Below are 21,483 nucleotides of genomic sequence, written 5' to 3' on the forward strand. Positions count from 1 at the left end.
TTATTCGAAATACACGCGGTGCCGCACTCAGCCCACGAAGCCGGGAGTGCGACCCGCAAGCGCGGGATTGGTGCCAGCCGTGGCAATGCCCGTCTTGATGCCGGCCGGCATGCCGCCGCTCATCGCGCTGCCCGCCACATTCGCAATCCCGGCGACGGGTGCGCCCATCGGGCCGAGCCGCGCACCAGCCGCCTGCATTGCCATGCCTGTAGCGGCCTGGCTCGCCTGGCCCAGCAGCGCCTTGGCGCCGCCTTGCTGAATGGCCTGCGCGGCACCCACCGCCTGTTGCGCCATGCCGGCTGCCTGGGTGACTTGGCCGAGCATGCCCGCGGCCTTGCTGTTCATGCCGGCGACGCCCGCGAGCGCGCCCGCCGCGCCGCCGGCTGAACCAGCCAGTCCGGCAAGATTGCCCGCACTGCCGAGAACGCCCGACAGGCCCGACCCAGCGCCCGCCGCATCGGCGCCGCCGCCGGCAGGTTCCTTCGCCTTCCAGTCCTTGGGCGTGCCGAAATAGCTGCCCTCTTCCCACGGGTCGCGCGGGTCCTTGCCGAAGGTGACCTTCGCGGTACCGATCGGCAGACCCGACACGCTTGCGAAGCCGTTGCGGTCGAAGGTGCCGGCGTGCGTGCCGCCCTCCGAATCGACCACGGTGAAGTCGCCCTGCGCAACACCCTGGTGCTTTTCGCCGGTGGGCTTGATGTACTGGTGGTACAGGTCGAGCTGGCCCTTGGGCAACTGCGGCGGGTTAGGCAGCGCGGGCTTGCCCTGACTGGCCGGCCCCACCAGGCTGTGCACCGCCGCATGCTCGCGCCAGGTGCCCGAAGTGCCGTGCTCGATGCCGCCCGAGCTCCAGCGGCTGTAGCTGGAGCCGCCGTTGATGACCACCTCCTCTTTCGCGTGGATGGTGATCTTGTTGGCGGTTTGCGTAATGTTGAGCTTGGCAAGCACGTTAACGCTGTCCTTCAGCGCCTTGATGTCGATGTCCGCGCTGGCCGCCACCAGCCGCATGCCGGCCTTGGAGGCGAACATGCGGATGGCGCTCTGCACGCTCACCAGAAAGCTCTTGCCTGCGCTCACGCTGGTGTGGCCGCCGCTGGTGAGCGCCGTGTGCTCGTTGCTCACCACGTGCGTGGAGCCCTGCGCCACCGTTTGCAGGCCTTTGGCGCTCGCAAGCGTGAGATGCGGCTCCTGGAACTCGGGGAAATCGCCCTGCTCGCGGTTGCCGCCCTGCCCCTTGATGGCGTCGTTCTGCTCCTTCAGGCCCGTGGCAACTTCGTCCTGGTCGCCGGCATCGTGCGCCTGCGCAGCTTGTGCGGCTTCGCTCAGGCCTTCATGCAGGTCGCGCGCCTGCGTGAGCCGGCCGATGGTTTCGCCCATGTCGGTGGTGTGCGCCTGCGCATTGGGCCGCGGCTCGGTGGTCACCAGCAGGCCCTTGGCCGCGCGTGTCACGCCATGCCCGTCGGTGCGCAATTCGAAGCCCTGCCCGCGCGGCTCCTTGCGCCCCGCGGTGTCTTCGATGCGCCCGATGTGCCCCACGCTCAGCTGGCTGGCCTGGTGGTCGCTGCGCAACTGCGCCTGGATCTTTCCCTGGGTGTCGTCCAGCACCAGGTGATTGCCGCGCCCGCCGCCCAGTTCGCGGCTGCGAATGCCCGACAGATGCTTTTGCTCCGGCAATTGCCAGGCCGCCATGGTGTCGGCGTTGTAGACGCAGCCCGTCACGATCGGGAAGTCGGGATCTCCGTTGAGAAAGTCGACGATCACTTCCATGCCGATACGCGGCACCGACACCGCGCCGAAGGTGGCGCCCGCCCAAGCGGTGGACACACGCACCCAGCAGCTGGAGTTCTCGTCGTCCTTGCCCAGGCGGTCCCAGTGAAACTGCACCTTGATGCGGCCGTACTGGTCGGTCCAGATCTCTTCGCCGGCAGGCCCGACCACCATGGCCGTTTGCGGACCGCGGGTGCGCGGCTTGGGCGTGGTGCGCCGGGGCCGCCATGCAAGGCTGGTGGGCTGGGCATCGAAGGCAAAGCGCTGCACCGAGCCCTCTGTTGCTTCCGCGCCCTCGCTGGCCTGCAGGTTTTCCTGCAGGTGGTAGCTCACGCTCAGCAGCAGGTATTGGCGGTTCTGGTCGGACCTGGGATGGCCGGTGAGCCGCAGCGTGTGGCCGGTTGCGAGCTCGCGCAGGTTGGAGCGGCCGCTCGCACGGCTGCGCTGGCTCAGCTGCTCTTCGTTGCGGATGCGCGCGTAGGTTTCGCCGTCGGCGTGCTGCACAAAGCCGCCGGGCCACTCGTAGTTCTCGTAGCTGTCGTGGTCGTGGCCGGGCGGCATCTGCCGCAGGTGCGAGAGGTCGGCCTTGGGCTTCTCGAAGTCGTAGTCGTTGTTGTAGTGATGGCCCGCACGCACCTCTTCCGCGGTTTCCCAGGCATAGATGCGCTCGCGCTGGCCCATGCCGGATTTTTCGAGCGGGTGAAAGCGCACCGATTCGCCGCCGGGCAGCGGCGCGTGCGAACTCGCAATGTCGTCCGCAAACACCAGCACGTGCTGCGAAGCCTCGTGCCGGAAGTAATAGTAGATGCCCTCGAGCTCGCACAGCCGCGAGATGAAGTTGAAGTCGCTCTCGTGGTACTGCACGCAGTAGTCCCAGCGGCGGTAGTCGCCCCGGCTGAGCTTCTTCTCGATGGGATAGCCGTAGCTGCCCAGCACTTCGGTCAATATGTCGGGAACGCTCTTGCCCTGGAAGATGCGGAAATCGCTGCGCCGCGTGGCAAGCCACAGCCAAGGCCGCAGTTGCAGTCGATAGAAGGAGTGGCGTGCGTCTTCCTGTTGCAGGCCAAACCGGGTCGCAATGCCGCCCAGGTAGCGCACGCCGCCGCTTTCGGTTTCCACCGCCACGGTCGACGCTTTGCCGAGCAGGGCTTTCGAGTCGATCGCGTTGGTGCTGCCAAGCAGGTCGATGTCGAAGGTGTAGAGCTGGCTGAGCGTCTCACGACCCACCAGTTGGTGAAATTGCAACGACTCGCCCAAGGGCGTTTGGATGGTGACGCGGCGGCTCATTGCTGCACCGCATTGAGCCGATAAGACGAATTACCTAATAGCAATTCATCCAATAAGAATATTGTTTTCAAAATGAGCTTCAAGCTCACCTCCCATTGCACGTGTTCACATTTATTTTAAATGTTGATTTATCGTAAAAGCCAATGCTAAAAATTGACAAATAGCCGCTTGAACAAAAAGTTCACGGCGTGAACGCTTCAGCGAGCAAAGCGGGGGAAACGGGGGCGACGTGAATTGCCGACCGCAATGAGGTGGCGCTAATGCGAGGAATACTTAGTATTTAAAAGATCACCCGGAATAGCGCATTCCGGGTGATCTCATCGGCCAAACAGGCGAAAAGCCTTCAGCCGGTAATGGGCGGAAAGTAATCCTTCCCGCCCTTGGCTTCGTCAGGCCGCCTTGCGGGCCGTGAGCCATTGGGCCGGCGCCAGAGCGGCAGCCACCACCCGCACCTCGCCGATGTGGCCGAAGAAGCCGTCGGCCCGGGCGCCGTCCCACGAGCCGCCGCCCACCACCCAAGGCGAGGTGGCCGAGAGCGTGGCAAGGCCGGGCGCATTGCTGATGTTGCGCAGCACCGGCGCGCCTTCCACATACATCGTGGTGTCGTGCGACACGGGGTCGTTGACGATGGCGATGTGCACCCAGCGGTCGGCAATCACCTCGCCGGACCAGTTGGTCTTGGGCGAGCGAGTGCCGGCCGTGCTCGGCACCACTTCCCACTGCACTTCGCGCAGGCTCGAGATGGCGAACAGCATGGGCGGCGCTTCAGGGTCGCCGCCCTGGTAGCCGGCCAGGTCGCCACGCCGGCCGTCGCGCGTCATGATGTTCATCCACGCCTGCTTGCTGCTGGTCCAGCTCTTGTCGATCTTCACGAACGCCTCGACGGTGTAGCCGTTGTCCAGCGTCTGGCCGTTGATCGGCGCTGCGGCCTCGGTGAGGAAGTAGCTCAGGCGCGGCACGTTCTTGTCGGTGTTGAGGAATCGCACCGAGCCCGGCGCGGCCGAGAGATGGTGGCGGTCGTCGCTCCAGACGATGTCGCCGTCGGTCGCACCCACGATGCCGCCCTGGTTCAGGGTGTCGCGGCGCAGCGGGTTGTTGCCTGTGACGTCGGCGATGACGGTGCCCGGGAGCACCGGCTGGTTGACCGTGCCGCCGAAGAAGCGCCAATGCGCCAGCGTGTTCGCGACCTGGGGGTAATCGTCAGCATTCGCGGCGGGCCGCTGCACGGTGACGTCGGGCTCCTTGTAGTTCGCGAGGATCATCGCCCTGGCCTTATCAACCAACGAGCCCTCGATGAGAGCTTCGCCCGTGCCGAAAGCCTTGTTGAAGCCTGCAAAGCGCTGCGCAAAATCCATCTCGATGACGAAGGACTCGTTGGGCGTGGTGAGCACGGCCTGGTCGAAACTGTTCAGCGTGTCAGCCGGCTTCTGCGGCACCCATGGCGAGAACGAAAGCACCTTGATCTGCTTATGGGTCAAGTCGAATTCGTAAAGGCGCATCAGGCCGTTGCCGCCCTGGTAGGCCATCTGGTAGTCGACCACCATCTCTTCGACCTTGTGGCCGAAGTCGTTGGTCTTCGTGAGGTGCGCCGCGCCATGGTGGTGGCCGTTGAGCGTCATGAAGATCTGGTCGTTGTCGCGGATCAGCTTCTCCCACAGCATCTTGCCGTAGTCGGTCTCGAGCGGGCTGGTGCCGTCGGCATCGATGTTCAGCAGCTGGTGGTTCACCAGGATCACGGGCAGCGTCGGGTTCTTTGCGATCACCTGGCGCGCCCAGGCAATGCCGGCGTCCGAGATGCGCCACGACAGTGACAGCACCATGAACTTCTGGCTCTGCGCCTCGAACACGTGGTACTCGTGAAAGCCGCTGCTGTCGCGCGCGCCGAAGGTGGCCTGGCGCTTGGCGCGCTCGGTGCCAAACCATTGGAGATAGGGCTCGTTGGCGAGCGTGCGGGTCGCATCAGTGCCGCCGTTCGGGTCGATGCCGTAGTCCACATCGTTCAACACGTCGTGGTTGCCGGCGAGCACGCTGTAGGGCAGCCTGGCGTCTTCGAGCACCTTCATCGCGGCATCGGCCACCTTCCACTGGTCGGGCTTGCCGACCTGGTCGACCACGTCGCCCAGGTGAATGGTGAACGGGATGTTCAGCGCCGCGGCATTGGCGGCGATCCATTTCGTCTGTGCGGCGAAGGGTGCGCTGCCGAAGCGCTTGTCGTACTGGTCGCTCTCGGCGGCGGTGGCGTAGCGCGCGTAGAACTGCGTGTCGGGCATTACCGCGAGTGCGAAGCTCGAGATCTTCGCGGCGACCGGCGGCGGGGCCGGTGTAGGTGCCGGAGCCGGCGCTGGGGCTGGCGACGGGGCAGGCGCCGGCAACGGATTGAAGCCGGGCGATCCGCCTCCCCCACCCCCGCAGGCCGCCAGCAATGCGCTGCTGCCGCCGACAGTCAGCAGAGACGCACCGAGCTTGAGAACCTGTCGGCGCGGCGGCTGGGCAGGATGGGCGGGAGAGGGTTCGGCCGGAGAAGGGGTGTGCGGCGCGCGGGCGCCGTGCGAGTCGTCAGGAACAGACATGTCGATGGGGAGCGTTGAAAAGCGCGCAAGCGTAGGCAGGCGCGGTGACGCAGGCATTTAAGGCCCATGACACTTCGGCGCGCGCAATGCCGGCGCGCCATTTATTCAGTGCGGGGTCACGCCCTGGCCCCGCGCTCCAACTGCTCGAGCTTTATCACCCGCCATGCGCACAGGCTGCCCACCACCGCGAGCAAGGCCGCCAGCGCGAACATGGTGCGGTAGCCGATTTCCTGCGCCACCGCGCCGCCGAGCAACACACCCAGCACACCGCCAAAGCCGTATCCGATCACCGTGAACAGCGCCTGCCCTCGCCCGCGCAGCCGCCCGGGGAAGCGGCGCGACACCACGGCAATGCAGGTGGTGTGGTGCGCAGCAAAGCTCAGCGCGTGCAGCCACTGCGCAACGACGAGCGCCGCGATCGAGCCGCCCAGTCCGGCAGTGAGGCCGAGCCGCGCCACGGCGGCGATGCCGCACACCAGCATCCAGCGCGGCATGGGCAAGAGGCCGATGAGCCGCCCCTGCAGAAAGAACCAGACGATCTCGGCCACCACCGACAGCGCCCACAGCAGACCGATGACGCTTTTGCCGTAGCCCAGCGAATCGAGATACAGCGAGAAAAATGCGTACACCGAGAAGTGCGCCATTACCTGGAAGAACAGCGCCGCAAAGAACCACCGCACTGCCGGAATGCGCAACACCGGGCCGATAGGCTCCTTCACTGCGTCGTGCGCCGCGACGGGCTCGCGGATGTCCGGCAGCTTCATCGTCGCAATCAGAACGACGGCCAGCGTGCCCGCCGCCCAGGCCGGAAAGTGCTTCATGCCGAAGCGCTCGAACCACTCGCCCGCAAAGAACACCGTCACCAAAAAGCCGGCCGAACCGCACAGGCGAATGCGCCCGTAGCGCCCCCAGTCGCCGGCCACGAGCTGCGCCATGGCGGCCTCGGTGAGCGACATCATCGAGCTGGTGTGGGTGAACATCACCAGCAGCACCAGCGCCAGCCACCAGGCGCCGCCATGCCACCAGAGCCCGAACGAACTGACCAGCGCCACCGCGGCACTGAAGCGCAGCAGCATCACGCGGTGGCCGGTGTGGTCGCTGAGCGCACCCCATGCGTAGGGGGCAAACACGCGCGTGATCGACTGCACCGAAGCCAACAGGCTGATCGTGAAGATCGGCAGCCCCAGGTCCTGCAGCCACAGCGGCAGGTAGGGATTGAAGAAACCGATGTGCGCGAAATAGCTGGCCGACAGACCAGCAAACGCCAACAGGTGGCCGCGTCCGGCGGCCACTGGTGGCGGGGCGGACACTAGAGGAAAGACGCCTGCGGCGAGGCAGCTTCGGTCTTGTCGGCTTCGGCCTTTTGCTGCTGTTGCACGTCGCCGCACTGCGCACGGTTGCGCAGCACGTGCTCCATGACCACCAGCGCAAGCATGGCTTCGGCGATGGGCGTGGCGCGAATGCCGACGCACGGGTCGTGGCGACCCTTGGTGATCACCTCTACCGGGTTGTTGTGGATGTCGATGGACTGGCGCGGGCTGATGATCGAGCTGGTGGGCTTGATCGCGATGCTCACTTCCAGGTCTTGCCCCGAACTGATGCCGCCAAGGATGCCGCCCGCGTTGTTGGTGACGAAGCCCGTGGGCGTGAGCGAATCGCCATGCGTGGTGCCGCGCTGCGTGATGCTGTCGAACCCAGCGCCAATCTCGACGGCCTTCACTGCGTTGATGCCCATCATCGCGTAGGCAATCTCGGCGTCGAGCTTGTCGAACAGCGGCTCGCCAAGGCCGACGGGCACGTTGGTCGCTGTCACGCGGATGCGCGCGCCGCACGAATCGCCGGCCTTGCGCAGGCGATCCATATACGACTCGAGCTCGCTCACGTCGGCAATGGGCGCGAAGAAGGGGTTGTTGGGCACGTGGTCCCAGCTCTCGAACGGAATGGCAATTTCGCCGATCTGCGTCATGCAGCCGCGAAACACCATGCCGTATTTTTCGGCCAGCCACTTCTTGGCGACTGCGCCGGCCGCCACCATGGGCGCCGTGAGCCGCGCCGAAGAACGTCCGCCGCCGCGCGGATCGCGGATGCCGTATTTCTTCCAGTAGGTGAAGTCGGCGTGGCCGGGGCGGAACTGCTGGGCGATCTGGCCGTAGTCCTTGCTGCGCTGGTCGGTGTTCTGGATCAGCAGCGCAATGGGGGTGCCGGTGGTCTTGCCTTCATACACGCCGGAAAGAATCTGCACCGCGTCGGGCTCGTTGCGCTGGGTAACGTGGCGGCTGGTGCCGGGGCGCCGGCGGTCGAGGTCGCCCTGGATGTCGGCTTCGCTCAGTTCCATGCCTGGCGGGCAGCCGTCGATCACGCAGCCGATGGCCGGGCCGTGCGACTCGCCGAAATTGGTGACCGCGAAGAGAGTTCCGAATGTGTTGCCGCTCATGGCGGGATTATCCCTACAAAGCGGCGGCCACTCAGTCAGTCGTGTTTTCCATGCGCTTGGTGAGCGTGCCCAGCTGCAGCTCGATGGAGAAAAGCCGCTCGTTTAGCACGGCAGTCTGTAGCCGTATGGCCTCGATGATGGCCTTGGTCTGCGGGTCCGAGGTGTTTTCAGACAGTTCCGCCAGGTCATGCAGCTTCTTGCGAAGTTCGTTGCTCATGGGAGGCTCCGTTCATCGTCTCGTCGTGGAGCCTGCAGTATGGGTCTTCGTCAGCGCTCAGGCAATGCATCTGGCGGCGCCTTGGGCTGCGCGGCCTCTCCGGCGCTGCGCAGCCGCACAGCCACCAGCGCGCCCACCAGCAGCAGCACCGCCGCGCAAATACCGGCCGTGAGCCGCAGGCCGTGCAGCAAGGCGGCCCGGCCTGTGTCGAGCAGCTCGGCGCCGGCGGCGCCTCCGGCTTGCGCGGCCAAGGCCACCGCCCCGCCGAGCGTGCTGCGCGCCGCCTCCACTTCAACAGCACCCGCCAAACCAGTCGGAACGGCATCCGCCATCGTGCTGCGGTAGATGGCGGCGCCGATGCTGCCCAGAATCGCGATGCCGAGCGCACCGCCAAACTCCGAACTGGTCTCCGAGATGGCCGAGGCGACCCCGGCGCGCTCGGGCGGCGCACTGCCCACCACCAGGTCGGTGGCCAGCGTGAACACAGGTGCCAGGCCGAGAGAGGAAATGACCATGCTGGCCACCATCCACGCCAGGCCGCCTTGCGCGGGGAGCACCATGAGCATCGCGAACCCCAGGGCCGCAACGCCCAAGCCGCCGCCCATCACAAACGCAGGCCGCATGCGGCGCACCAGCGCGGACACCACCATGGAGCCGGCAATGAAGGCGGCCGCGCTCGGCACGCTCCAAAGGCCCGCATGCAGCGGCGAGAGCCCGAGCACCAGTTGCAGGTATTGCGCGTTGTAGAGAAACATGCCGAACATCACGAAGCAGGCCAGCATGTAGGCCGCCAGCGAGATGCTGAACGCCGGCAAGCGGAACAGGCGCAGGTCGATCATCGGGTCGGCCAGCCGCCGCTGCCTGCGCGCAAACGCCCACCCGAGCGCCACGCCGGCCACGATGGCCAGTGCCGACACGGCATCGGGCCCATGCTCCGCTACCTGCTTGATGCCGTAGATGGCCGCCAGCACCGCGCCGAGCGAAAGCGCCACGCTGGCCAGGTCGAGCCGTCCCGCTTCCGGGTCGCGGTATTCGGGCAGCAGCATGGGGCCGAGCACCAGCAGCAACACCATCACCGGCACGCCGATCAGGAACACCGAGCCCCACGGAAAGAACTGCAGCAGCACGCCGCCCAGCACCGGGCCGATGACCGCGCCGGCCGAGTAGCTGGAAATCCAGACGCCGATGGCCACCGTGCGCTGCCCCGGATCGAGAAACATGTTGCGAATCAGCGAGAGCGTAGAGGGTGCCAGCGTCGCGCCCGCCACGCCAAGCAGCGCCCGCGTGGCGATGAGCATGTTGGCGCTGGTGGAGAACGCAGCCAGCACCGATGCGATGCCGAACGCCGCCGCGCCGATCAAAAGCAGCCGACGCCGGCCGATGCGGTCGCCCAGTGTGCCCATGGTCACCAGCAGCCCGGCGACGAAGAAGCCGTAGATATCGACGATCCACAGCAATTGCGATGCGGTGGGCTTCAGGTCTTCGCTGATCGACGGAATCGCCAGGTTCAGCACCGTGAGATCCATCGAATACAGCATGCACGGCAGCGCAATGACGGCCAGGCCCGTCCACTCGCGCGCCGTTGCGCGGGCCGGCGGCGGTCTGCCCACAGCCTTGTCGCACCGGCCAGTCATTCGACCGCTTTCACCAGCCATTGCTCGAGCTTGACCATGGCACCGGTCCAGCCGTGCTCGTGTCCGTCGCGCGCCACCTCGTCGAAGAACTGTTCATGCATCAGCACCAGCTCGCAGCCGTTGCCGTCGGGCTCGATCCGTACCGTGACGCGCGACTCGCGCTCCGGCGTGCTGCGCCAGGCCCAGCTGAAAACCAGCTTCCGGTTGGGCACCAGCTCCTGGTAGACACCGCTCACGTCGTGCGTTTCTCCATCGGCGGCGAGCATGGTCACGCGGAAGCGGCCGCCTACGCGCAGGTCGACTTCGGCCAGCGGAACGGAAACGATTTCTTCCGGGCCGAACCAGGCTTTCAGCGCTTGCGGGTCGGTCCATGCGCGCCAGACTTTTTCGGCGGCGACGGGGTAGTGCCTGCGGAGGGTGAGCGAGGGTCGCTCCGTGGCGGGGGCGGCAGGTTTTGCCATTCGGTCTCCTCTTGGTGGTAGAGATAGCGGGCCAGTGCATCGAGGCGCCCGGTCCAGAATTTCTCGTAACGGGATAGCCACACGGCAGCCTCCTGCATGGGCCGCGGCGAGAGTTCGCATTGCACGACCCGGCCCTCTTTCGTGCGCGAAATCAGGCCGGCGTCTTCGAGCACCCGCAGGTGCTTCATGAAGCCGGTCAGCGACATGCCGTGCGGTTCGGCAAGCTCGGTCACGCTGAGGCTGCGCTCGCCCAGGGTTTCGAGCACGGCGCGGCGCGTCGGGTCTGAAAGGGCGGCAAAGACGGCGTCCAGCGAAACGGGATCTGAGTGAACCATATGGTTTAGTATCTCGTCGCGCTTCAGGCCCGTCAAGCCATCGCTTGAATCAGCCCTTTGCCGCAGATGTCTTTGGGAACGCTTTATGCGTGCTGCACCGCGGCACAACCACCACCTGCATCACCGCAAAGGAGCGCCCCATGCTGGACCGAACCGCTACCCAGTTCTCCCACGTCAAGCCCGGCGATACGGAGTTTGTCTCGGGCGGCCTGCGCGATTTCTTTCTTTACCGCGACCTCGGCATCGCGGAGGCCACCAACGGCAAAGTCATCGCGCACCTCGTCAAAGCCAACATGGCACCGGAAGCGGGCACCGGCTGGCACCGCCACGAGGCGGACTTCCAGATCGTGATCATGGTCAAAGGCTGGGCCCGCTTCATGTACGAAGACAAGGAAACCCTGGTCGAAGCCGGCGACGTCGTGCACCAGCGGCCCGGCATCCGGCACTTCCTGTTCGACTACTCGCCGGACATGGAATACCTGGAGATCGTCTCGCCGGCGGACTTCAAGAGCGTGGATGTCGAGCCGGTTTGCGAGATTCCGCCGCCTACGCCTTGGCCCTGACAGGCAGCCGCGGCTTTTGGTAGCGGCCGTTCAGGGAGCGACCAGCATCCCGCTGACCAGCAGCGCGGCAAACAGTCCGGCTACCGAGCGCCACGACGCCGGACGCACCTCCACCCAGCGGTACAGCACCAGCGCGGCCGCCACCGAAAGACAGAAGGTGACGGCCATGCCGAGCGCATCGATCCACGCGGCATGCGGCCCCAGTTGCGCAACCATTGCGTTGGTGGCCAGCAGCACCGGAAAGTGAATCAGGAACAGCGAGTACGAGATGCGGCCCAGGCGCTGCAGCGGCATGGCCGCATTCGGCCGGCCTGCGAGCGCGAGCCAGTCTTGCCGCTGCGCGACCGCAATCAACAGCGCGCTTACCAAAGCGATGGCGATGCGGCTGCGCCAATCGATGGCCAGCGCGCCCGCGCCGGTCAGCGCCAGCAGCGCGATGGCGCTCTGCCAGGTGCTTGCTCGCGTGGCGCGTCCGATCCAGAACACCAGCATGCCGAGGCCGTAGGCACCGAAGAAATAGAACGCAGTGTCGTCGAGATCGGCATTGCGGTTGAAAACCACCAGCGAGGCGATGGCAACCGCAAGCACGAGCGCCACGGGAATCCAGTGTTCACGCGAGGCTGCCGCCAACGAGGTCGCCCTGCCCCGCCGCAACATGGCCGGCATTCCCATGAGCGTCAGCGCCAGCACGAAGAGCTGAAAGTCGATGGCCACATACCAGACGCCGGTGGAGAGCGCGTCGTAGTCCAGCAGGTCCTGCATCAGCAACCCGTGGGCGAGCAGCTGGCCGATGCTGGGCGAAGCCGGCACATCGTCGCCGCTCATCCAGGGGCGCACGAGGGCGGCCACCAGCACACACACTGTGAGTGCGGCCAGGTAGGGCATCACCAACCGGCCATAGCGCTGGAGGATGCGCGCCATGGGCCGGTCGACACGCAGCACGCCGTCCGGCGCCAGGCTGGCGGCTGCCAGAAAACCCGCGATCACCAGGAACACCTGCACGGCAAGCCGGCCATCGTCCGCCAACCAACCAAGGAAGGCGGGGGCCAGGGGAAAGGCTCCGGCTGGCATCGCGCCGTAGCGCGTCAGGTGGTGCCCGACGATCACCGCGCAAGCGATGCCCTTGGCAATGTCGAGCAGCGGCATCCGCCCGCGCTGCGGGAGCTCCGCGGCAGGTGCCGGTTTGTCCGCGCCGTTCAAAGCGCGAGCCGCTGCCTTGCTTCCTGGTATTCGCGCTTGAGCTTTTCGATGAATGCGGCGGCGCTGGCCACTTCGGTGACGGCGCCGATGCCCTGGCCCGAGCCCCAGATGTCTTTCCAGGCCTTGGCCTTGCTGCCTTCTCCGGCGGCGAAGTTCATGGTCTTCACGTCGCCTTCGGGCAGGTTGGCCGGGTCCATGCCGGCCTTGACGATGCTGGGCGCCAGGTAGTTGCCGTGCACGCCGGTAAAGAGGTTCGAATACACGATGTCGTCCGAGGTGCCGTCGACAATGGCCTGCTTGTATTCATCGCTGGCACGCGCTTCTTCGGTGGCGATGAAGGCGGTGCCGATGTACGCGAAGTCGGCGCCCATGGCTTGCGCCGCGAGCACCGCACCGCCGGTCGCAATGGAGCCCGACAGCGCGATGGGGCCGTCGAACCACTGGCGGATTTCCTGTACCAGCGCAAACGGGCTCTTCACGCCCGCATGACCGCCGGCACCGGCCGCCACGGCAATGATGCCGTCGGCGCCCTTCTCGATCGCCTTCTGCGCGAACTTGTTGTTGATGATGTCGTGCAGCGTGACGCCGCCGTAGCTGTGCACCGCATCGTTCACATCGGTGCGCGCGCCCAGCGAGGTAATGACGATCGGCACCTTGTACTTCACGACCATTTCCATGTCGTGCTCGAGCCGGTCATTGCTCTTGTGCACGATCTGGTTGATGGCGAACGGCGCGGCGGGCTTGTCCGGGTTGGCCTTGTTGTAGGCCGCGAGCTCTTCGGTGATTTCGATCAGCCACTCTTCGAGCTGTGCCGCGGGGCGGGCATTCAGCGCCGGCATCGAGCCGACCACGCCGGCCTTGCACTGCGCGATCACGAGCTTGGGGTTGCTGATGATGAACAGCGGCGAGCCGATGATCGGCAGCGGCAGGTTGGCGAGCACGGGGGGCAGCTTGGACATGTCGTCTCCGGGATGAGTTTCGGTTTTATATAAGAGGAAGGCCGTGCCGCCCGTCAGGTGGGCGACACATGGCCTTGGGTCAGAAGGCGTCGAGTGCCAGTGCGGTAACGCTTTCCGCGCCGTCGACGATGCTGTCGCGGATGCCCGGTACCTTGTTGAGGATGTGCTCGGCGTAGAAGCGCGCCGTGGCCACCTTGGCTTGCATGAAGCCGACGTCGACGCTGTGCGAGGCAAGGTCCTCGGCAATGATCAGCGAGCGTGCCAGCTGCCAGCCGGCCACCAGGTTGCCCGCCAGCATCAGGTAAGGCACGCTGCCCGCGAACACCGCATTGGGCGATGCCTTGGTCTGGCCCGCGACGAAGTCGACCACCTCGACAAAAGCTTCGCGCGCGGCCTTCAGGCGCTTGAGGACGGCAGCCGCGGCGGGGCTGCTGCTCTTGGCCAATTCGGCCTCGGTCTTCTCGATCTGCACGGCAATGGCCTTGGCCGTCTGGCCGCCGTCGCGCGCAGTCTTGCGGCCGACGAGGTCGTTGGCCTGGATGGCGGTGGTGCCTTCGTAGATCGTGAGGATCTTGGCATCGCGGTAGTACTGCGCCGCCCCCGTCTCCTCGATGAAGCCCATGCCGCCATGCACCTGCACGCCGAGCGAGGTCACTTCCAGGCTCATCTCGGTGCTGTAGCCCTTGACCAGCGGCACCATGAATTCATAGAAGGCCTGGTTCTGCTTGCGGGCTTCCGCATCGGGGTGGTGGTGCGCCGCGTCGTAGGCGGCGGCGGCCACGCTCGCCATGGCGCGGCAGCCTTCGGTGTAGGCACGCATCGTCATCAGCATGCGCTTGACGTCGGGGTGGTGAATGATGGGCGCGCTGGCGTTCATCGAGCCGTCGACGGGGCGGCTCTGCACGCGGTCCTTTGCATAGGCCACCGCGTGCTGGTAGGCGCGCTCGGCAATGGCAATGCCCTGCATGCCCACGGCGTAGCGGGCCGAGTTCATCATGATGAACATGTACTCGAGGCCGCGGTTCTCCTGGCCGACGATGTAGCCCACGGCACCGCCGTTGTCGCCGTACTGCAGCACGGCGGTGGGCGAGGCCTTGATGCCCATCTTGTGCTCGATGCTCACGCAGTGCACGTCGTTGCGCTCGCCCAGCGAACCATCCTTGCCGACGATGAACTTGGGCACCACGAACAGGCTGATGCCCTTCACGCCCTCGGGCGCCCCGGTGACGCGTGCAAGCACGAGGTGGACGATGTTCTCGGCCATGTCGTGCTCGCCATAGGTAATGAAGATCTTGGTGCCGAAGATCTTGTAGGTGCCGTCAGGCTGCGGTTCGGCGCGGCTGCGCACCAGCGCAAGGTCGCTGCCGGCCTGCGGCTCGGTGAGGTTCATGGTGCCGGTCCATTGGCCGCTCACCAGCTTTTCCAGGTACACCGCCTTGAGCTCGTCGGAGCCGGCCGTGAGCAGCGCCTCGATGGCGCCGTCGCTCAGCAGCGGGCACAGCGCAAAGCTCATGTTGGCCGAGTTGAGCATTTCGCCGCAGGCTGCGCCAATGGTCTTGGGCAGGCCCTGGCCGCCGAAGTCCGCCGGATGCTGCAGGCCCTGCCAGCCGCCCGACACGTACTGCGCAAAGGCTTCCTTGAAGCCCGGCGTGGTGGCTACCTCTCCGCCCTTGAACGACGAAGGATTGCGGTCGCCCTCCACATTCAGCGGCGCGACCACGTCCTGGTTGAAGCGCGCGCATTCCTCGAGCACCGCTTGCGCGGTTTCGAGGCCCGCGTCTTCAAAGCCGGGCAGCTTGGCGATCTCGCCGATGTTGGCCAGGTGCTCGATGTCGAACAGCATGTCCTTGAGGGGGGCGGTGTAGCTCATCTCTTGTCTCCAGATACAGCGGATACGAAAAGGGCATCGCGAACGATGCCCTCCGGCTCAGTGCGGCAATCGCGTCAGAGCGCCTTGACCAGTTCCGGCACGGCCGTGAACAGGTCGGCCACAAGGCCGTAGTCGGCCACCGAGAAGATCGGTGCTTCTTCGTCCTTGTTGATCGCGACGATCACCTTGGAGTCCTTCATACCGGCCAAGTGCTGGATGGCGCCCGAAATGCCGGCCGCGATGTACAGCTGCGGCGCGACGATCTTGCCGGTCTGGCCCACTTGCCAGTCGTTGGGGGCGTAGCCTGCGTCCACTGCGGCGCGGCTGGCGCCGAGGCCGGCGTTGAGCTTGTCCGCCAGGGGCGTCATCACTTCGGTGAACTTCTCGGCGCTGCCGAGGGCCCGGCCGCCCGAGACGATGATCTTGGCGGCGGTGAGTTCGGGGCGGTCGCTCTTGGTGACTTCGCGGCCCACAAAGCTCGACTTGCCGCTGTCGGCCACGCCTTCAGCGGTTTCGACGGCTGCGCTGCCACCCGTGGCGGCTGCGGCGTCGAAGCCGGTAGTACGAACCGTGATCACCTTGGTGGCGTCGCTGCTCTGCACGGTGGCAATGGCGTTGCCGGCGTAGATCGGGCGCTCGAAGGTGTCGGGGCTCACGACCAAAGTGATGTCGGAGATCTGCGCCACGTCGAGCTTGGCAGCCACGCGCGGGGCGACGTTCTTGCCGTTGGCGGTCGAGGGGAACAGGATGTGGCTGTAGTTGCCGGCAATGGCCAGCACCTGGGCAGCGACGTTCTCGGCCAGGTTCTCGGCCAGCGAGGGGCTGTCGGCCACGATGACCTTGGCCACGCCGGCGATCTGCGCGGCGGCCTTGCCGGCTTCGGCGGCATTGGCTCCGGCGACGAGCACGTGCACGTCGCCGCCGCAGGCAAGCGCCGCGGTCACGGTGTTGAGGGTCGCGGGCTTGACGGTCGCGTGGTCGTGTTCGGCAATAACAAGTGCGGTCATGTTCAGATCACCTTCGCTTCGTTCTTCAGTTTGTCCACCAGCGTTGCAACATCAGGCACCTTGATGCCGGCGCCGCGCTTGGGCGGCTCGCTGACCTTGAGGGTCTTCAGGCGGGGCTTCACGTCCACGCCCAGGTCTTCGGGCTTGAAGGTGTCGAGTTGCTTCTTCTTGGCCTTCATGATGTTGGGCAAGGTGACGTAGCGCGGCTCGTTCAGGCGCAGGTCGGTCGTGATGACGGCCGGCAGGCTGAGCTGGATGGTTTCCAGGCCTCCGTCGACTTCGCGCGTCACGGTGGCCTTGCCGTCTGCCACTTCGACCTTGGAGGCGAAGGTGGCTTGCGGCAGGTCGGTCAGGGCGGCGAGCATCTGGCCCGTCTGGTTGGCGTCGTCGTCGATGGCCTGCTTGCCCAGAATGATGAGTTGGGGCTGTTCCTTTTCGACCAGCGCCTTGAGCAGCTTGGCAACGGCCAGGGGCTGGAGCTCTTCGGTGGTCTCGACCAGGATGCCGCGGTCGGCGCCGATGGCCATGGCGGTGCGCAGGGTTTCCTGGCACTTGGCATCGCCGCAAGAAACGGCGATGACTTCGGTCACAACGCCCTTCTCTTTCAGGCGAACGGCTTCTTCAACGGCAATTTCGTCGAAGGGGTTCATGCTCATCTTGACGTTGGCAATGTCCACCCCGGTGCCGTCGCTCTTCACGCGCACCTTGACGTTGTAATCGACGACCCGTTTGACAGGCACTAGAACCTTCATTGACTTGACTCCATTGGATTGCAAAAAGGGGGCTTCGAGGGCAACCGGTCATTCTAGAGTCCGACCTTTGCCGCCTCTGCTTTCATGGCGATTGGCACTGCGGGGTAACAAAAAGAACGATCGTGCTTTTTCGTGATTATACGGCAGCGTCGGGGGTGCCTGAAACGCCCGGCGGCAGCGACTCGACGCGCACCACGCGCTGGGGGTACGGAATGTCGATGCCCGCGCCACGCAGGCCTTCCAGAATGGCAATGTTGATGGCCGAGCGAACGTTGTCCTTGCCCTTGTCCGGGTCCGCCACCCAGAAGTTCAGGATGAACTCGAGCCCGTCGGGCGCAAAGCTGGAGAGATAGGTCACCGGCTCGGGATCGGTCATGACGCGCTCTTGCGATTTGGCGGCCCCGCAAAGAATCGACTGGACCTGCGCCACGTCGCTGTCGTAGCCCACCACCACGCTGGTCGTGATGTTGAACTTGCGGTCCGCCATCGAGAGGTTCTCGACCCGGCTGGTAATGAGCGACTCGTTCGGCACGATGGCCTCGCGCCCGTTGCCGGCACGGATGAGCGTGTAGCGCGTCTTGATGTCGGTGATGCGGCCTTCGAAGGTGTCGACCTTGACGTTGTCGCCGATCCGGATGGAACGCTCCAGCAGGATGACGAAGCCGCTCACGTAGTTGGCCGCGAGCTTCTGCAGGCCGAAACCCAGGCCCACGCCCAGCGCGCCGCCCAGCACCGAAAGTGCCGTGAGGTCGACCCCCACCGCCGACAGCGCGAACAGGAGCCCGACCAGCAGCAGGATGGCGCGAATCGCGTTCGACGCCACCTTGCGCATCGAAAGGTCGGTCACGGCCTCCAGCAGGATGCGCTTCTCGATGGTGGCGGCAATCCAGAGCGCAATCACCAGCACCAGTCCGGCGGACAGCGCGCCCTGGATGATGGTTTGCAGGCTGACCCGCGTCTTGCCGAACGCCAGCGTGATGTTGTCGAGCTCGGCCAGCACGGGCGGCAGCAGCCCGACGATCCAGAGAATGGCTGCAATCCAGGCCAGCCAGGAAATCGTGCGCTCCAGCAGCCGCACCAGGTTGGAGGCGGGGAAAACCGCCCTCATCACCCGCGCGAACAGGCGAATGACCAGCAGCGACAGGAACACCGATACCGCGATGCGCAGCACCAGCACCGGCTGGAAGCCGGTCACCCCACGGCGGGCGAGCTCGGTGAAAACCAGCGCCAGCAGCGGGAACAGCACGCCGTCGAAGGTGCGCTCGCCGAACCAGATCGAATCCTTGGGCTGGTCGCGCCCGAACCAGCGGCTTGCCATCCAGGCCAGGGCCACGCAAGCCACCAGTGCTGCCAGTTCAATGCCCAGGCCGCGCGCGTCGACCTGCGCCAATCGTTGTGTGAAATCGTTGAAATTCATCTCTTCGGAAAACATGGCGCCGTGTTCGCGCCCGCGGCGTTACAGATCAGCCAGGACGCGAATGTGCGCTTCCACGCTGCGCGCCAGCGCATCGAGGTTGTAGCCGCCCTCGAGCATCGAGACGATGCGGCCGCGCGAATGGCGCTTGGCCACGTCCCGAATGCGACTCGTGATCCACGCGAAGTCGTTCTCGGTGAGCCCGAGCTGGCCCAGGTCGTCCTCGCGGTGGGCGTCGAAGCCCGCGCTGACAAAGATCATCTCGGGCCCGAACTCTTCGAGCCGGGGCATCCAGGCGGCCTCGATCAGCTCGCGCACGTCCATGCCCTTGGTATAGGCCGGAATCGGCAGGTTCAGCATGTTCGAGGCCGGATGGTCGGTGCCGCTGTACGGATAAAACGGATGCTGGAAGAAGCCCACCATCAGCACGCGCGGATCGTTCGAAAGGATGTTCTCGGTGCCGTTGCCGTGGTGCACGTCGAAATCGACCACCGCCACGCGCTCCAGGCCATGCACCTCGAGCGCATGCCGCGCCGCAATGGCCACGTTGTTCAGAAAGCAGAAACCCATGGCCTGCTCGCGGCAGGCGTGATGCCCGGGCGGACGCACCGAGCAGAAGGCGTTGTCGACCTCGCCTGCCATCACCGCGTCGGTGGCGGCAATGGCGGCTCCGGCGGCCCGGCGCGCGGCCAGCAGCGTGTAGCGGTTCAGGATGGTGTCCGGGTCGAGCATCGCATGGGCGGGCCCGCCGGCCGGCTCGTCGGCCACCAGGCGCTGGTGGAGTTCTTCGAGGTATTCCAGGTGTGCTTCGCTGTGCGCCCGGGTGATCTGGGCAAGGGTGGCCAATGGCACGTCCCGGTGTTCGAGGGCGTCGCCCACCCCGGTCAGCAGCAGCCTGTCTTCGATGGCGCCCAGCCGCTCGGGACATTCGGGGTGGCCCCGTCCCATGTCGTGCTTCCAGCAATCGCGATGTGTGAAGTAGCCGGTCTTGCCCATCTCTTTGCCGTGTCTCTGTCGTATCTAGACCTCACACAGCATGGGGCTGCGCGGTCTTACGGTATCGTTTGCATATGGATACAAATATGGACGTTGCTGCGAAGCTTGCCACTTTGCTGAATCAGCTTAACACGGTGATCGTCGGCAAAGAGGCGCAAGTGCGCGACTGCGTGGCCTGCCTGCTGGCGGGCGGGCACCTGCTCATCGAGGATGTGCCGGGGGTCGGCAAGACCACCCTCGCCCATGCGCTCTCGCACACCTTCGGGCTGCAGTTCTCGCGCGTGCAGTTCACGGCCGACCTGATGCCGGGCGACCTGTCGGGCGTGGCCATCTACGACCGCGGGCAGCAGGCCTTCGTGTTCCACCCCGGCCCGATCTTCGCGCAGGTGCTTCTGGCGGACGAAATCAACCGCGCCAGCCCCAAGACCCAGAGCGCGCTGCTCGAGGCCATGGAAGAAAAGCAGGTCACCATCGAAGGAGAGACCCGGCCGCTGCCCACGCCCTTTTTCGTGATTGCCACGCAGAACCCGCAGGACCAGCTCGGCACGTTCGCGTTGCCCGAATCGCAGCTCGACCGGTTCCTCATGCGCATCTCGCTGGGCTACCCCGACCGCGCGGCCGAGCGCGAGCTGCTCGCGGGGGCCGACCGCCGCGAAATGCTGGCCACCCTGCCCGCGCTGCTGACCGCGGGCGAACTCACGGCGCTGCAGCAGCGCGTTCAGCAGGTGCATGCGGCCGAGCCGCTTTTGAACTACGTGCAAGACCTGATTGCCGCCACGCGCTCCGGCCGGTGGTTCTTGCAGGGCCTCTCGCCGCGCGCCGGCATTGCCGTGCTGCGCGCCGCCAAGGCGCAGGCGCTGCTGGCCAACCGCAGCTACGTTGCGCCGGACGACGTGCAATCGATCCTGCCGCAGACGATTGCGCACCGCCTCACGCCCGTGGGCGACGCCGGCCGCGGCGCCGTGGAGCAGGTGCGCGCGATGATCGCGGACGTGCCGCTGCCGTAACAATGAACCGTCTCGTTTGCCACCGATGATCGCGTCGCTACGCTCGCGCATCGACGGCTGGTTCCTGTCACGCCGGCCGCCTTCGGACACACTGGAGCTCACGCAGCGCAACGTCTACATCGTGCCCACGCGTGCGGGCTGGACGCTGGCCGCCACGCTGCTGGTGCTGCTGGTCGCGTCGATCAACTACCAGCTCAACCTGGGCTACCTGCTGACCTTCCTGCTCGCGGGCAGCGTGGCCGTGGGCATGCACGTCTGCCATGCCACGCTGCGCGGGCTGGCCATGCACCTGACGCCGCCCGATGCGCACTATGCGGGCGCCGCCGCGGTTTTTCGGGTGGTGCTGCACAATACGCGGCGCAGCGTGCGCTACGGCATCGGCATGGCCGTGCGCGGCAGCGGCCAGTGGGCGTGGACGGACGTGCCGGCCGAAGGAACCTCCACCGTCGAGATCGCCTTCAAGCCCGAAAGGCGCGGCCTTCATCCCGTGCCGCCGCTCACCGCCGAAACACGGTTTCCGCTGGGAACATTCCGCGTCTGGACGGTGTGGCGGCCGGCCGCGCAGATGCTGGTCTACCCGACGCCGGAAGCGCATCCGCCGCCGTTGCCGCCCGGGGAGCCCCTTTCGGGACCGGCCGCCACGTCGGCTGCCCTGCGCTCACAGTCGGCTGGCGAATATGACGGGCTGCGGGCCTACCGCCGCGGCGATCCGCTCAAGCTGGTGGTCTGGAAGAAAGCGGGCCGGGCGCAAGCCACCGGGTCTGAAGAACTCGTGAGCCGAGACATGCAGCAGACCCAGCGCGAGGAGCTGTGGCTCGATGCCCAGGCTACCAACCTCGCCGACACCGAGGCCCGCGCATCGCGGCTTTGCGCATGGGTGTTGATGGCGGACCGGCTGGGCGTGGACTACGGCATCCGCATCGCCGGTCGGGTGGTGCAGCCCTCGCAGGGCGAAGCCCACCGCAGGGCCTGCCTGGAGGCCTTGGCACTATGTTGAACCGGGAGCACCG

18 protein-coding genes are annotated in these 21,483 nt (G+C 65.9%); 3 read left to right on the forward strand and 15 right to left on the reverse strand.

Going from position 1 to position 21,483, the window contains the following annotated elements; genetic code table 11:
• Positions 1-27 precede the first annotated feature (27 nt).
• The 8 genes from M0765_RS27760 to M0765_RS27795 all read right to left on the reverse strand — a co-directional run bounded on the left by M0765_RS27760 (position 28) and on the right by M0765_RS27795 (position 10,705).
• Positions 28-3,054, reverse strand: a complete 3,027-nt coding sequence (locus M0765_RS27760; protein WP_258507688.1) for a type VI secretion system Vgr family protein — start codon at positions 3,052-3,054, stop codon at positions 28-30.
• 389 nt (positions 3,055-3,443) lie between these two features.
• On the reverse strand, positions 3,444-5,624 hold the full coding sequence (locus tag M0765_RS27765; RefSeq protein ID WP_258507689.1) for a LamG-like jellyroll fold domain-containing protein: 2,181 nt from the start codon (positions 5,622-5,624) through the stop codon (positions 3,444-3,446).
• 116 nt (positions 5,625-5,740) lie between these two features.
• Positions 5,741-6,934 carry an MFS transporter gene (locus M0765_RS27770; RefSeq protein WP_258507690.1) on the reverse strand — a complete coding sequence of 398 codons (1,194 nt, stop codon included), beginning with the start codon at positions 6,932-6,934 and terminating at the stop codon, positions 5,741-5,743.
• On the reverse strand, positions 6,934-8,058 hold the full coding sequence (gene aroC / locus M0765_RS27775; RefSeq protein WP_258507692.1) for a chorismate synthase: 1,125 nt from the start codon (positions 8,056-8,058) through the stop codon (positions 6,934-6,936). The genes M0765_RS27770 and aroC overlap by 1 nt, the downstream gene beginning before the upstream one ends.
• 31 nt (positions 8,059-8,089) lie before the next feature.
• Entirely contained in the window at positions 8,090-8,275 is a 186-nt protein-coding gene (locus M0765_RS27780; protein WP_126749054.1) for a hypothetical protein, read from the reverse strand.
• A gap of 50 nt (positions 8,276-8,325) precedes the next feature.
• Positions 8,326-9,909 carry an MFS transporter gene (locus M0765_RS27785; RefSeq protein ID WP_258507695.1) on the reverse strand — a complete coding sequence of 528 codons (1,584 nt, stop codon included), beginning with the start codon at positions 9,907-9,909 and terminating at the stop codon, positions 8,326-8,328.
• Positions 9,906-10,370, reverse strand: coding sequence for an SRPBCC family protein (locus M0765_RS27790; RefSeq protein WP_258507697.1), 465 nt, complete (start codon positions 10,368-10,370; stop codon positions 9,906-9,908). The genes M0765_RS27785 and M0765_RS27790 overlap by 4 nt, the downstream gene beginning before the upstream one ends.
• Positions 10,259-10,705: an ArsR/SmtB family transcription factor gene (locus tag M0765_RS27795; RefSeq protein ID WP_258507698.1), complete on the reverse strand. Its 447-nt coding sequence runs from the start codon at positions 10,703-10,705 to the stop codon at positions 10,259-10,261. Before M0765_RS27795 ends, M0765_RS27790 begins: the two co-directional genes overlap by 112 nt.
• Positions 10,706-10,845: 140 nt before the next feature.
• Between M0765_RS27795 and M0765_RS27800 the strand changes: the two genes are divergently transcribed.
• The gene (locus tag M0765_RS27800; RefSeq protein ID WP_126749050.1) at positions 10,846-11,268 is read left to right on the forward strand and encodes a cupin domain-containing protein; all 423 of its coding nucleotides are present in this window, start codon (positions 10,846-10,848) and stop codon (positions 11,266-11,268) included.
• 30 nt (positions 11,269-11,298) lie between these two features.
• Here M0765_RS27800 and M0765_RS27805 read toward each other — a convergent pair whose 3' ends face one another.
• The 7 genes from M0765_RS27805 to M0765_RS27835 form a co-directional block, all read right to left on the reverse strand.
• Positions 11,299-12,414: an acyltransferase family protein gene (locus M0765_RS27805; RefSeq protein ID WP_258507699.1), complete on the reverse strand. Its 1,116-nt coding sequence runs from the start codon at positions 12,412-12,414 to the stop codon at positions 11,299-11,301.
• Between the two features lie 50 nt (positions 12,415-12,464).
• Positions 12,465-13,427, reverse strand: coding sequence for an NAD(P)H-dependent flavin oxidoreductase (locus M0765_RS27810; protein WP_258507701.1), 963 nt, complete (start codon positions 13,425-13,427; stop codon positions 12,465-12,467).
• A 79-nt stretch (positions 13,428-13,506) separates the two neighbouring features.
• The gene (locus tag M0765_RS27815) at positions 13,507-15,297 is read right to left on the reverse strand and encodes an acyl-CoA dehydrogenase (RefSeq protein ID WP_258507704.1); all 1,791 of its coding nucleotides are present in this window, start codon (positions 15,295-15,297) and stop codon (positions 13,507-13,509) included.
• A 74-nt stretch (positions 15,298-15,371) separates the two neighbouring features.
• Complete coding sequence (locus tag M0765_RS27820) at positions 15,372-16,304, reverse strand: electron transfer flavoprotein subunit alpha/FixB family protein (RefSeq protein WP_258507710.1); 933 nt, start codon at positions 16,302-16,304, stop codon at positions 15,372-15,374.
• Positions 16,305-16,306: 2 nt separating this feature from the next.
• Entirely contained in the window at positions 16,307-17,056 is a 750-nt protein-coding gene (locus M0765_RS27825; RefSeq protein WP_126749040.1) for an electron transfer flavoprotein subunit beta/FixA family protein, read from the reverse strand.
• A gap of 136 nt (positions 17,057-17,192) precedes the next feature.
• Complete coding sequence (locus tag M0765_RS27830) at positions 17,193-18,473, reverse strand: mechanosensitive ion channel family protein (RefSeq protein ID WP_258507713.1); 1,281 nt, start codon at positions 18,471-18,473, stop codon at positions 17,193-17,195.
• A gap of 39 nt (positions 18,474-18,512) precedes the next feature.
• On the reverse strand, positions 18,513-19,466 hold the full coding sequence (locus M0765_RS27835; protein ID WP_258507717.1) for a histone deacetylase family protein: 954 nt from the start codon (positions 19,464-19,466) through the stop codon (positions 18,513-18,515).
• Positions 19,467-19,552: 86 nt separating this feature from the next.
• On the opposite strand from M0765_RS27835, the gene M0765_RS27840 reads away from it, so the two are divergent.
• Both M0765_RS27840 and M0765_RS27845 read left to right on the forward strand, forming a co-directional pair.
• A complete protein-coding gene (locus M0765_RS27840) occupies positions 19,553-20,473 on the forward strand; it encodes an AAA family ATPase (protein WP_157614631.1) in 921 nt (306 codons plus the stop codon).
• 25 nt (positions 20,474-20,498) lie between these two features.
• Positions 20,499-21,470: a DUF58 domain-containing protein gene (locus tag M0765_RS27845; protein WP_258507719.1), complete on the forward strand. Its 972-nt coding sequence runs from the start codon at positions 20,499-20,501 to the stop codon at positions 21,468-21,470.
• The last annotated feature ends 13 nt before the right edge of the window (positions 21,471-21,483 follow it).

This window comes from Variovorax sp. S12S4 (assembly GCF_023195515.1).
Lineage (GTDB): Bacteria > Pseudomonadota > Gammaproteobacteria > Burkholderiales > Burkholderiaceae_C > Variovorax.